This is a genomic window from Mesorhizobium sp. WSM4871 (assembly GCF_055811295.1).
The window spans coordinates 229,273-241,536 of sequence record NZ_JBVVPU010000002.1 but is presented as its reverse complement, the minus strand read 5'-3'; the positions used below and the strand labels follow the sequence as shown (position 1 = coordinate 241,536).

Sequence of the window (12,264 nt, the reverse complement as noted above, 5' to 3'; positions counted from 1 at the left end):
CTTCAGCACCGATGGCATCGACCCGATCGTCACTTTCTCGGTCGCCGACGGCGATGGCTACGGATCCTACGAGCCGGCCTTGCCGCTACTGTCGCTGGCCACCGCTCCCTGAGTTCTGGCTTACTCAGCCGCCGCCCGCGCACCGGCCCTCGCCGCCGCGTGCAGGCGCACCGCGTCGCCGAAGGCACGGAATATCTTGGCTGAGGCGCTATCCGACTTGACCCAGTATTCGGGATGCCACTGGACGCCGACTGCGAACGCACGGGCATCGCGAACCGAAACCGCCTCGACGGTGCCGTCGGCGGCGACCGCCTCGACCTCCAGCTTCGGGCCGAGCCGGTCGATCGCCTGGCGGTGCAATGAATTGACCTTGATGTCGCCGGCGCCGAACACACCGGCGAGGCAACTTCCGGGCTTGATTGATATGGTCTGGTTGATGGCGAAGCGCTCATCCTGGTTGTCGCTCACCGCTGCGCGGTGGTCGAGGGAGCCTTCGCGCTCGTGGATCTCGGTGGCTAGCGAGCCGCCCAGCGCCACATTCATCTCCTGGATGCCGCGGCAGATGGCAAGCAATGGCACGCCGCGCTCGATCGCCCTGCGGATCAGCGGCAGCGTGGTGGCGTCCCGGGCCGGATCGTAGGGGCCGTTGGCTTCGCTGGCGTCGCCGCCATAAAGCGACGGGTGCACATTGGACTTCGAGCCGGTGACCATGACGCCGTCGACCGAGGACAGCAGCTCGTCGAAGTCTAGCCGGTCGCCGAAGGACGGCACCAGCACGGGGAACACGCCGGCGCCCGAGAGGGCCGCCTCCAGATATTGCTGCGGGGCGGCATGCCAAGTGTAGTTGTCGAACTGGCGGACGTCGGTCGATATGGCGACGAGCGGCTGCTGCATTTTTGATCCGGGTTCCATTCAGTGCAACGTCATATTCTGCCTCTAAAATAGGCGATCCGAGGGCGCTTTGCCATGGCAAGTTTTGGCGTGTCGCTGGGCCACGGCATTAGAGCGACGTGCGTTCAATTGGACGCACAAAGTGCGCTCCAACGCTTTTGAACCTACGCATCGTGCTTTCCAAAAATCGATTCCGATTTTCGGGCCGATGCGGTGCGTTAGACTATAGTTGCAGGAGCAGCGCTCGGTTCGGCTGCCGTGCTGGACTCGACTTCCTGCCCGTGTATTGTTTGCGCCAAGCCGGTCGGGGGCAAAGAGGATTTCCCCAACGCCGGTCTGTTGATCCAAAAGGGAGGAAGTGCATGGATCGTCGATCGTTCATCCGCAAGGCAGGCGTAACCGGCATCGGCGCCGCGGCCGCTACCGCAGCGCTTGCCGCGCCGGCAATCGCCCAGTCCAATCCGAAGGTGACGTGGCGGCTTGCGTCGTCCTTCCCGAAATCGCTCGATACGATCTATGGCGGCGCCGAGGTGTTTTCCAAGATGCTGTCGGAAGCGACCGACGGCAACTTCCAGGTTCAGGTCTTCGCCGCGGGTGAACTCGTGCCCGGCCTGCAAGTCGCGGATGCCACCACTGCCGGTACTGTCGAAGCCTGCCATACGGTGGCATATTATTACTGGGGCAAGGACCCGACATGGGCGCTGGGCGCCGCCGTGCCGTTCTCGCTCAACGCGCGCGGCATCAATGCCTGGCATTATCATGGCGGCGGCATCGACCTGTTCAATGAGTTCCTGGCCACGCAAGGGCTTTTCGGCCTGCCGGGCGGCAACACCGGCGTGCAGATGGGCGGCTGGTTCCGCAAGGAGATCAATACCGTCGCCGATCTTTCGGGCCTCAAGATGCGCATCGGCGGCTTTGCCGGCAAAGTGGTGCAGAGGCTCGGCGTCGTGCCGCAGCAGATCGCCGGCGGCGACATCTATCCGGCGCTGGAAAAAGGCACGATCGACGCCGCCGAATGGGTCGGCCCCTATGACGACGAGAAGCTCGGCTTCTACAAGGTCGCGCCCTATTACTACTACCCCGGCTGGTGGGAAGGCGGACCGACGGTCCATCTGATGTTCAACAAGGCGAAATACGAAGAGCTTTCGCCGGCCTACAAGTCGCTGGTGCACACCGCCGCGCAGGCGGCCGACGCCAACATGCTGCAGAAATATGACTATCTCAATCCGGCGGCGGTGAAGCGGTTGGTGTCCGGCGGCGCCAAACTGCGTCCGTTCAGCCAGGACATCATGGCGGCCTGCTTCGAAAAGGCGAACGAGGTCTATGCCGAGATGGAGGCCACGAATGCGCCATTCAAGAAGATCTGGGACTCCATCAAGGCCTTCCGCAAGGAGCACTATCTCTGGGCGCAGGTGGCCGAATACAATTACGACACCTTCATGATGGTCCAGCAGCGCAACGGCAAGCTTTAGGCGCAAGCCGCAGATTGTTCGACAAACCCCGGGGCCGTCGCTCCGGGGTTTTCTTTGCCCGGCGTCGGAGACGGCAATCACTGAGGTTGCGCCGCCCCTCATCGCCCTGCCGGGCATGGCCGTAACCTCGCACTGTTCCTGCAACGTTGGCGATTGGCGAAACCATCGATGAGAGCGTCCCCGTCGCTATACGGGGAGAGGGTGCCCGGCAGGGCGGTGAGGGGCGGCGCAAACGCCCGAAAATGCAGGCGACTCAGCCGCGGCCTGGCACCATCAGCACCTTGACCTCGCCGGGCGCGGGTGGGTTTGCGATCACGGCCGCGGCCTCCTCAAGCAGCACCTGCCTCGAGATCAACCTGTCGATCTCGATCGCGCCAGTGGCGATGAGCTCAGCCGCGCGGCCATGGGTGTAGGGATTGAGGAAGGAGCCCAGCACCTTCAATTCCCGGAACAAGAGGTCGAAGGGCTCGAACGCCGCTTTCATGCCTTGCGGTGTCACGCCGACGATGATGACCGTACCGCCAGCCTTGGCCAGCCGCATGGATTGTTCGACAGTGTCGCGCACGCCGGCGCATTCGAACACCACGTCGACGCCGCCGGGCATCAGGCCCGACGGACCGGTGACCGCTTCGATGACACCGCCCGCGTCCGGATCGACCGTCGCCGTGGCTCCCAATTCCTCGGCAAGCGCGCGCCGCGAGGCCTGGCGTGTCGACAGGATGATGGTCCTTGCTCCGGCGAGCTTCGCCAGTTGCACGGTAAGCAGGCCGATCACGCCGCCGCCCAGCACGACAACCGAGGCGCCGGGCCAGATTTCGGCCAGGTCCACGCCGTGCAGGCAGCAGCCAAGCGGTTCGCAGAACGCGCCATGCGTGGGGTTGAGGTCTTTGGGCAGCAGGAAGGCCTGCTTCTGCGGCAGCAGGACGTAGTCGGCGAAGCCGCCGTCACGATGGATGCCGATGGCGCTGAGATTGCTGCACAGATTAACCCGGCCGGCCCGACAATGCGGGCAGCGCCCGCAAGCGATGTTGGGATCGCCGGTCACCCGGTCGCCGACGGAGTATCCCGAGACAGCACCTCCCATTGCCTCGACGATGCCCGAAAACTCATGTCCCGGCGTCACCGGCGGTGTGCAGGGGAACTCGCCGTGGAACAGATGGCGGTCGGTGCCGCAGACGCCGCAGGCTTCGACCCGCACCAGGAGATCGTCCGGTCCGGGGGTGGGTTTGTCGACCTCGCGCAGGACGATGCTGCCCACCGCCTCCAGGCGCACCGCTTTCATCATGGTCATCCGGGCCACCTCAATTGAAGCTTGGCGGCTGCGACAGATCGGTGGCCGGCGCCGCCGGTTTGGCAGGTGGTGCATCGCCGAAATTCGGCGGCTGCGACAAGTCCGGCGCCGCCGGCGCGGCCGGGGCGGTGCCGCCATTGGCTGGCGGCGGTGTGCCGAGCGGCGACAGGCCGGTGCCAGGCGTTTCCGGCACCTGGTAGTCGATGGTGCCGGGGTCGACCGGCGTGCCCTTGTAGCGCATCACCATCTGCGGGAAGGCTATGGTCAGCCCGATCATGATGACCTGGATGCAGACGAAGGGCACTGCGCCCCAATAGATCTGGCCTGTGGTTACTGGCGCGATCTGCTTGCCGGTGAGCCGATCGAGATAGGGCACGCGCGCTGCGACCGAGCGCAGATAAAACAGCGCAAAGCCGAAGGGCGGATGCATGAAGGAGGTCTGCATGTTGACGCCAAGCAGCACACCAAACCAGATCAGGTCGATGCCGAGCTTGTCGGCGGCCGGCGCCAGCAGCGGCACGATGATGAAGGCGAGCTCGAAGAAATCGAGGAAGAAGGCGAGCAGGAAGACAAGGATGTTGACGCCGATCAGGAAGCCGACTTCGCCGCCGGGCAGCGAGGTCAGAAGGTGCTCGACCCAGACCTGTCCATTGACGCCGTAGAAGGTGAGCGAAAACACCCGTGCGCCAATCAGGATGAACAGCACGAAGGATGACAGCCGTGTCGTCGAGGCCAGCGCCTGCTTGATCACATCGAGCGACAACCGGCCTTTCATCGCCGCCATGGCCAGTGCGCCGACAGCGCCCATGGCGCCGCCCTCGGTCGGGGTGGCGATGCCGAGGAAGATGGTGCCGAGCACCAGGAAGATCAGCGCCAGCGGTGGGATCAGCACGATCACCACTTGCTGCGCCAGTCGCGACATCATGTTGATATTCAGCCGCTGGTCGGCGATGGCCACGATATAGATGAAGATAACGCCGATGGTGGCTCCGAGGATGTCGGCATTGTCGCCGTGCGCCGGCGCCAGGTAGCGGTAGGCGGCGTATGACACCACGACCGAAGCCAGCACCGCCACCAGCAAGGACAGCACACCGTGGCCCAGCGTGCGTGCTTCCAGTGGCAGGGCCGGCATCGACTTCGGCCGGACGATCGACATGAGCAGGATGTACGAGGTGTAAAGGCCGGTCAGGACCAGCCCGGGGATCAGCGCTCCGGCATACATGTCGCCGACCGAGCGGCCAAGCTGGTCGGCGAGAACGATCAGCACCAGCGACGGCGGGATGATCTGGGCGAGCGTGCCCGATGCGGCAATGACGCCGGATGCCACTCGACGGTCATAGCCGTAGCGCAGCATGATCGGCAGCGAGATCAGCCCCATGGCGATGACCGAGGCCGCCACCACGCCGGTGGTCGCGGCCAGCAGCGCGCCGACGAAGATCACGGCATAGGCAAGCCCGCCGCGGATCGGCCCGAACAACTGGCCGATCGTGTCGAGCAGGTCCTCGGCCATGCCGGAGCGTTCGAGCACGATGCCCATGAAAGTGAAGAAAGGGATGGCCAGCAGCGTGTCGTTCGACATCACCCGGCTGCCGTAGAAATTGTCCGGCAGCGCATAGAGCAGGGGCCAGGCGAGATTGATCGCTCCGCCCGAATAGGGCGTCAGCAGCACGCCAATGAAGAAGAACAGCAGGCCGTTGGCGGCGAGCGAGAAGGCGACGGGATAGCCGATCAGCAGGAAGATGACCAGCGAGGCGAACATGATCGGCGCCATGTTCTGGGCGATGAACTCGATCACGGGCGCACCTCTCCGGTGAGCGTCTTCGCTTCGTCAGCGAGCGCTTTGGCTTCGAGTTCGGCCTGTTCATGCACCGATATGAACGGGTTGGGATCGTCCATATCGCCGCGCATGATAGCGATCTTCTTGATGATCTCGGAGATGCCCTGGAGCGCCAGCAGGAAGAAGCCGGCCAGCAGGATGGCCTTGGCCGGCCAGATGATCAGCCCGCCGGAATTGTTCGACATTTCGCCGCTGCGGAAGGACAGCGACACGTAGGGGACGAAATAGATCACCATCAAGGTCACGAACGGCATCAGGAAGAAGAGGTGACCGAGAAGGTCGATCCAGTGCTGCACGCGGCGCGGGAACATCCCGTAGACGATGTCTATGCGGATATGGTCGTTCTGCTTCAGGGTGTAGGCTGCAGCGAGCATGAAGGCGGCGCCGAACAGATACCACTGCAGTTCCAGCCAGGCGTTCGAAGACGTATCGAACACCTTGCGGATGATGGCGTTGGCGGCACTGACCAGTATCGAAATCAGGATCAGCCACGACACCCATTTGCCGATGAACTCGTTCACACGGTCAATGGTTCTGGATAGAGCGAGAAGCCCTGCCATGCATTCCTCCCTTTTCGCATCGGCCCGAAATCGGCGTCGATTTTCGGAAAGCACGATGCGCAACTCAAAGCATCAGCACGCGCCAATTCCTTCTTTGTTTTCCGGCGCCGCTGTGGCCCAACGGTATGCCGTGCGTGGCCCGGCGGGTCAACACGGTGCGCGCCGGGTAAACAATCTTGTGAGGTGGGATGGTGAGGTGGAATGGGCAAAAACGGCCGGCTGACGGAACGTCATGCATCCAAAGTCTATGCCGTTCAGGCAATCTTGCTCTGGTCGCGGCCGGCGCCGATCAGCACCAGCATGGCGACGAGGAACAGATACATCCAGGCGTCGCGCCACTCGACCGGGAAATAGCCGGCCCACAGTGATTCGGCCATGCCGAAGGCGGCCGCACCCAGTGCCGCCCGTGGCGGCGAGAGATAGCCGCCCACCGCCGTCACGAACAGGATCTTCAGCCCGTAAACCAGGCCGGAGCCGAAGCTGATATTGCCGTAGTAGAGGCCGGCCATTATGCCGGCCAACGCCGCGCAAAACCCGCCGGCGAGCACCGCCTGCCGGAACACCGCGCGCACGTCGACGCCGCACATGGCCGCGGCTTTGGGGTCGTCGGACACGGCCCGCCAGCGCCGGCCGAAGCTGGAGCGCGCGAAGGCAAAGGTGGCGAGCGCGATCGCTGCCATGACCACAGCGCAGTCGAGCAACTGGATGAGCGTCAGCGTCGCCTTGAAACGGGCATTCTGCGCAAAGACGATCGGCTGGGCCAGCATCGGCGGCAGCCACAGATCGTGCGTATCGGCGGCGATACGGCTTGCCTCCGACAGGAACAGCAATATGCCCAGTGTCGTCACCACGATTGCGTTGGGCGTGCGGTCGGCCAGCGGCTCGAAGACGCTGCGCGACAAGATATGGCTGATCAGCGCCGCATAGAGGAAGGCGGCGACGATGCCGAGGGCGACCGCCGCGAACAGGGTCAGCCACAGCGCTTGATAGCCGAAGGCCGCGGTCAGGATCATCGTCTGCCCGCAAAAGGCGAACAGCGCGCCATAGGCGAGGTTCGTGCGGTGCAGGATGCCGTTGGTCAAGACATAGCCGAAGGCGAGCAGCGCATAGAGCGCGCCCGAATGCAGCCCGTTCAGGACCTGCTGGAAGAAATACAGCATGCGCCATCCCAGAGCATGTCGCCCAAAAAGGCTGCCCTCGGGCCTGACCCGAGGGTGCCAAGCGGTCTTTGGGGCAACGACATACTCAACAACAGGGGCTGCGATGATCCGCCCCCAAGCAAGGTTTGCATCGTGGGATCTAACTTGTCAAATGCGATTTATCGGTTAGAAATTGTGCTCATGACGGTTTCCTGGACCCCGCACCGCTTCACCGGCGGCCTTCTGGCGCTCGACACGGCGAACACCGTCGTGCTGCGTGGCGATCCCCGGAAAACCTTCGACCGGTTCAAGGATCCGGGCGAGATCGCCCGTTTCGCCGACGCGGCAAGTGGCTTTCGCGCCGCCGAGCTTGGCGGCAGGCGGTTGGCGACGCCGTCGCCGGTGAGAATTGCGCCGGTCGTGCTGTCGATCCGCGAGGCGACCGACCGGCTGTTTCGCGGTGCGGTGTCGAAGGGCGCGGTCGCCACCGCCGATCTGCCCGAATTCCTTGGTGCTTGCGCCGATGGCCTGGCCGGCAGCCGCACCGAAATCGGTGCGGTGGGAAAGCCGTTCGGCGATCCGGCGACGCCGATTGCCTTCGAAGCGGCGCTGGCGGTTTCGGCGCTGTCGCTGCTGCAGGGCGACACCATCGCAAGGCTGAGGATCTGCCCCAATTGCACCTGGCTGTTTGTCGACAGAAGCCGCAATTCCAGCCGTCTTTGGTGCGACATGGCGGTTTGTGGCAACCGTCGGAAGGCAAGCCGGCACTATCGCCGCCGGAGGGGGGCCAATGAGGTCGACAATGTCTAGAAATCGTTTGCGCCGGGTCCTGCTGGCGGCCACGCTGATTGCGGCTGTTGGGCTCGGGGCTTGCCGCGAAACCGGCAAGGACGGCGAAGGCAGGCTGTTCGAGGTTTCCGGCAAGCTGTTCGTCTTCAACTACCGTCTCGCCAGGGCGACCTATGTCGTGACGCTGCGGCCCTTGCAGCCGATGGGCGACGGCCAGGTCGCGGTAGCCAGCTTCCAGGATCCCGCCGGCGGCGCGCCATTGGTGGTCGAGCAGAAGGTCTGGCCCAAGCTCGACAAGGTGACCCTGGAAAGCCCGGCGCTGACCTGTGTCGTCAAGAACAAGCCCTATGCGATTGCCATCAGCATCAAGGGCTCCGATGGCGCGGTTTTGCAGAAAATCGACACCACATTGATGTCGACGCAGGACCAGTCCATCCTGCCCGACCGGCCGCTGGTCATCGACCAGCTCTATACAGCCAATCCCGACCTTGCCGGCCATCCCGATGGCAAATTGCCGGGCGAACCGAAGCCTGATTGCTCGAAGGGCATCTGACGCCGCTTCGCAGGTTCAGGCCAGAGCCGGAATTTTCGTGCGGCGGCTGGGCAAACCGCATGCGGTTTCTTATAGCATTGGGCGCGGACAGGATTGTTCGTTGCGCATTGGCTGGCAGCTTCGATTTCGTTTGACCTGCCCGGCAAGGGAAGAAACACTGCACCATCCAGCTCCGACGTTGGCTGCGCTTGCAAGTGTGGCCTCCGCAGAGGAAGTGCCTGATGACACTGCTTGAAGTTGCGCTCGACGACAAGTTCGACCTCGGAAAGGAGCGCATCTTCCTTTCCGGTGCGCAGGCGGTCATCCGCATGCTTCTGATGCAGCGTGAGCGTGACCGACAGGCTGGCCTGAACACCGCCGGTTTCGTTTCCGGCTATCGCGGCTCGCCGCTCGGCGGCCTCGACATGCAGCTGTGGCGGGCCAAAAAGCAGCTGGCGCAGTCCGACATCGTCTTCCAGCCCGGCCTCAACGAGGAACTCGCCGCCACCGCCTGCTGGGGCTCGCAGCAGGCCGAATTGCTGGGCGAGGGCACGCATGACGGCGTCTTTTCGGTCTGGTACGGCAAGGGACCGGGCGTCGACCGTTCCGGCGACGTGTTCCGCCACGCCAACCTTGCCGGTTCGTCGAAGCACGGCGGCGTGCTTGCCCTGATGGGCGACGACCACATGGCCGAATCCTCGACCAATGCGCACGCCACCGAATTCCTGTTCGTCGACACGATGGTGCCGATCCTCAATCCGGCCGGCGTCCAGGAGATCATCGACTATGGGCTCTACGGCTTTGCCATGTCGCGTTTTGCCGGCACCTGGGCGGCGATCAAATGCGTCAAGGACAACATCGAATCGACGGCCTCGGTCGATGCCTCGCTCGAGCGGCTGAAAATCGTCGTCCCGGATTTCGACATGCCGCCAGGCGGCCTCAACATCCGCAACGAGATCGACATGCTGGGCCAGGAGGAGCGCCTGCATGAGTACAAGCGCGCCGCCGCTTCCGCCTTCATCCACGCCAACGGACTGAACCGGATCGTCTATCCGGGCGGCCGCAGCCCGAAGCTTGGCATCGTCACCATCGGCAAGAGCTATCTCGACGTTCGCCAGGCACTGGAAGATATCGGCGTCGACGAAGCCGCGGCCAACCGCATCGGCATCAGGCTGTTCAAGGTCGGCTGCCCATGGCCGCTCGACTTCCAGCACATCGCCGATTTTGCCCGCGGCCTCGACACCATCGTCGTCGTCGAGGAGAAGCGCTCGCTGATCGAAGTGCAATTGCGCGAGAACCTCTATGGCGCCGCCGCGCGGCCGGTCATCGTCGGCAAGAAGGACGAGCGCGGCGACTGGCTGTTCCCGGCCAAGGGCGCGCTCGATCCCAACGATATCGCCATTGCGCTCGGCGACCGCATCCTGCGCACCATCGGTCCGTCCGAGGAGATCGCCGCGCGGGTGGCGAAACTGCGCCAGTTCCAGGCCATGCTCGCCGACACCAAGGATATAGCCTCGCGCACACCCTTCTTCTGCTCCGGCTGTCCGCACAATTCCTCGACCAAGGTTCCGGACGGCTCGCTCGCCGCCGCCGGCATCGGTTGCCATTTCATGGCGCTGTGGATGGACCGCAACACCGTCGGCTTCACCGCCATGGGCGGCGAGGGCGCGCAATGGGTCGGCCAGGCGCCGTTCTCTAAGCGCGACCACATCTTCCAGAATCTCGGCGACGGCACCTACAATCACTCCGGCGCGTTGGCGATCCGTTTCGCGCTGTCGACAGACGCCAACATCACCTACAAGATCCTCTACAACGACGCTGTCGCCATGACCGGCGGCCAGCCGCACGAAGGCGGCCTGACCGTGGACATGATCGCCAGGCAGGTGCGGGCCGAAGGCGTCGAGCGCATCGCCATCGTCACCGACGAGCCGGACAAATATGCCGGAAAGGCGGAATTCCCCGCCGGCGCCACCATCCATCACCGCGACGACCTCGACCTCGTCCAGCGCGATTTGCGTGCGGTCAAGGGCATATCGGTGCTGCTCTACGACCAGACCTGCGCCGCCGAAAAGCGCCGCCGCCGCAAGCGCGGCACGTTTCCCGATCCCGACAAGCGCGTCTTCATCAACGAGCTGGTCTGCGAGGGCTGCGGCGATTGCGGCGTGCAGTCGAATTGCGTTTCGATCCAGCCGGTCGAGACCGAGTTCGGCCGCAAGCGCAGGATCGACCAGTCGAGTTGCAACAAGGATTTCTCCTGCGTCAACGGCTTCTGCCCGTCCTTCGTCACCGTCCACGGCGCCAAAATCCGCAAGGCCGAGGGCATCGCCGGCACCGCCGATCCGCTCGACGGCGTGCCGGCGCCGGCCGAATTCCCGCTTGGCGAGCAAGGCTGGGCGGCGATCATCGACGGCGTCGGCGGCACCGGCGTCGTCACCATCGGCGCGGTGCTCGGCATGGCCGCCCATCTCGAGGACAAGGGCTGCGGCATGATCGACATGGCCGGCCTTGCCCAGAAGGGCGGCTCGGTGTTCACCCATGTCCGCATCGCGCGCAGCCCGGATGATATCCACGCGATCCGCGTCTCGGCGGGCAAGGCCGACCTTGTGCTCGGCTGCGATCTCGTCGTATCGGGCGCCCAGAAGGTGCTCGCCGCGGTGCGCGAGGGCCACACCATCTTCCTTGCCAACACCGCCGAGATCATGCCCGGCGAGTTTACCCGCTCGGCCGATTTCTCGCTGCCCGTCGAGCGGCTGAAAAAGGCGATCCGCGCGGCCGCCGGCGACGACAAGGCGCATTTCTTCGACGCCACCCGCACCGCCGCGGCACTTTTCGGAAGTTCGCTTGGCGCCAACATGTTCATGCTCGGCTTCGCCTTCCAGCATGGCGGGCTGCCGCTGTCGGCCGAGGCGGTCGAAAAGGCGATCGAGCTCAACGGCGAAGCGGTGGCGATGAACGTCTCGGCCTTCCGCTGGGGCCGTCGTGCCGCCCATCAGCCGGATTTCGTCCGCCGCCTGATTGCCCAGCCCGGCAAGGCCGCACAGACGGTCGCGATTGCCGGCACGCTCGATGACATCATTGCCCGCCGCGTCGCTTTCCTCACCGCCTATCAGAACGCCGCCTATGGCAAGCGTTATGCCGACAGACTGGCCGCGTTGCGCCAGGCCGAGGTGAGGGCAGTACCCGGTTCCGCCGATGTGACCGCGGCCGCCGCGAGGAACCTGTTCAAGCTGATGGCGATCAAGGACGAGTACGAGGTGGCACGGCTCTACAGCGACGGTTCCTTCGCCGCGGAACTGTCAAAGCAGTTCCAAAGCTATGAGAAGCTCGAATTCCATCTGGCGCCGCCGATCATGGGCAGGCGCGGCAATGACGGCAAGCCGCGGAAATCGAGCTTCGGTCCCTGGATGATGAAGGGTTTTCGCGTGCTGGCAGCGATGAAGGGCCTGCGCGGCACTGCCCTTGATCTCTTCGGCTACAGCGCCGAGAGGCGCATGGAGCGCCAGCTTCTGGCCCAGTATGAGGCCGATCTGGACGTGATTGCCGCAGCACTGGCACCCGGCAGGATCGAGGCCGCGACAGCGCTTGCCTCGGTGCCGGCGCTCATTCGCGGCTATGGCCATGTCAGGCAAGCCAGCGCTGAAAAGGCCGCGGGTGAGCGCCTGAGGCTGCTCGAACGCCTGGCAAAGGCCCCGCTGCGGCCCGAACTCCAGGCCGCCGAATGACCGATACGGCTTGTTTACCTGATCGACAGTT

The 12,264-nt window shown here is 64.3% G+C and carries 9 protein-coding genes; 4 read left to right on the top strand and 5 right to left on the bottom strand.

What is annotated here, in order from left to right; translation table 11 throughout:
- Positions 1-120 precede the first annotated feature (120 nt).
- The gene (locus AC0L2H_RS04540) at positions 121-894 is read right to left on the bottom strand and encodes a gamma-glutamyl-gamma-aminobutyrate hydrolase family protein (protein ID WP_473589083.1); all 774 of its coding nucleotides are present in this window, start codon (positions 892-894) and stop codon (positions 121-123) included.
- Between the two features lie 359 nt (positions 895-1,253).
- Between AC0L2H_RS04540 and AC0L2H_RS04535 the strand changes: the two genes are divergently transcribed.
- The gene (locus AC0L2H_RS04535; protein WP_473589082.1) at positions 1,254-2,363 is read left to right on the top strand and encodes a TRAP transporter substrate-binding protein; all 1,110 of its coding nucleotides are present in this window, start codon (positions 1,254-1,256) and stop codon (positions 2,361-2,363) included.
- Between the two features lie 253 nt (positions 2,364-2,616).
- Here AC0L2H_RS04535 and AC0L2H_RS04530 read toward each other — a convergent pair whose 3' ends face one another.
- From AC0L2H_RS04530 to AC0L2H_RS04515, 4 genes are all read right to left on the bottom strand, one after another.
- Positions 2,617-3,645, bottom strand: coding sequence for a zinc-dependent alcohol dehydrogenase family protein (locus tag AC0L2H_RS04530; RefSeq protein ID WP_473589464.1), 1,029 nt, complete (start codon positions 3,643-3,645; stop codon positions 2,617-2,619).
- 19 nt (positions 3,646-3,664) lie between these two features.
- Complete coding sequence (locus AC0L2H_RS04525; protein WP_473589463.1) at positions 3,665-5,446, bottom strand: TRAP transporter large permease; 1,782 nt, start codon at positions 5,444-5,446, stop codon at positions 3,665-3,667.
- Positions 5,446-6,051 (bottom strand): TRAP transporter small permease subunit, encoded by a 606-nt coding sequence (locus tag AC0L2H_RS04520; protein ID WP_473589081.1) that lies wholly within the window; start codon positions 6,049-6,051, stop codon positions 5,446-5,448. Before AC0L2H_RS04520 ends, AC0L2H_RS04525 begins: the two co-directional genes overlap by 1 nt.
- A 254-nt stretch (positions 6,052-6,305) precedes the next feature.
- Positions 6,306-7,211, bottom strand: a complete 906-nt coding sequence (locus AC0L2H_RS04515; RefSeq protein WP_473589080.1) for a branched-chain amino acid ABC transporter permease — start codon at positions 7,209-7,211, stop codon at positions 6,306-6,308.
- A 180-nt stretch (positions 7,212-7,391) separates the two neighbouring features.
- Here AC0L2H_RS04515 and AC0L2H_RS04510 point away from each other — a divergent pair, with 180 nt between their 5' ends.
- The 3 genes from AC0L2H_RS04510 (at position 7,392) to AC0L2H_RS04500 (ending at position 12,233) form a co-directional block, all read left to right on the top strand.
- On the top strand, positions 7,392-8,000 hold the full coding sequence (locus AC0L2H_RS04510; RefSeq protein WP_473589079.1) for a CGNR zinc finger domain-containing protein: 609 nt from the start codon (positions 7,392-7,394) through the stop codon (positions 7,998-8,000).
- Entirely contained in the window at positions 7,993-8,532 is a 540-nt protein-coding gene (locus AC0L2H_RS04505; protein WP_473589078.1) for a hypothetical protein, read from the top strand. Before AC0L2H_RS04510 ends, AC0L2H_RS04505 begins: the two co-directional genes overlap by 8 nt.
- A gap of 221 nt (positions 8,533-8,753) precedes the next feature.
- Complete coding sequence (locus AC0L2H_RS04500) at positions 8,754-12,233, top strand: indolepyruvate ferredoxin oxidoreductase family protein (RefSeq protein ID WP_473589077.1); 3,480 nt, start codon at positions 8,754-8,756, stop codon at positions 12,231-12,233.
- Positions 12,234-12,264 lie beyond the last annotated feature (31 nt).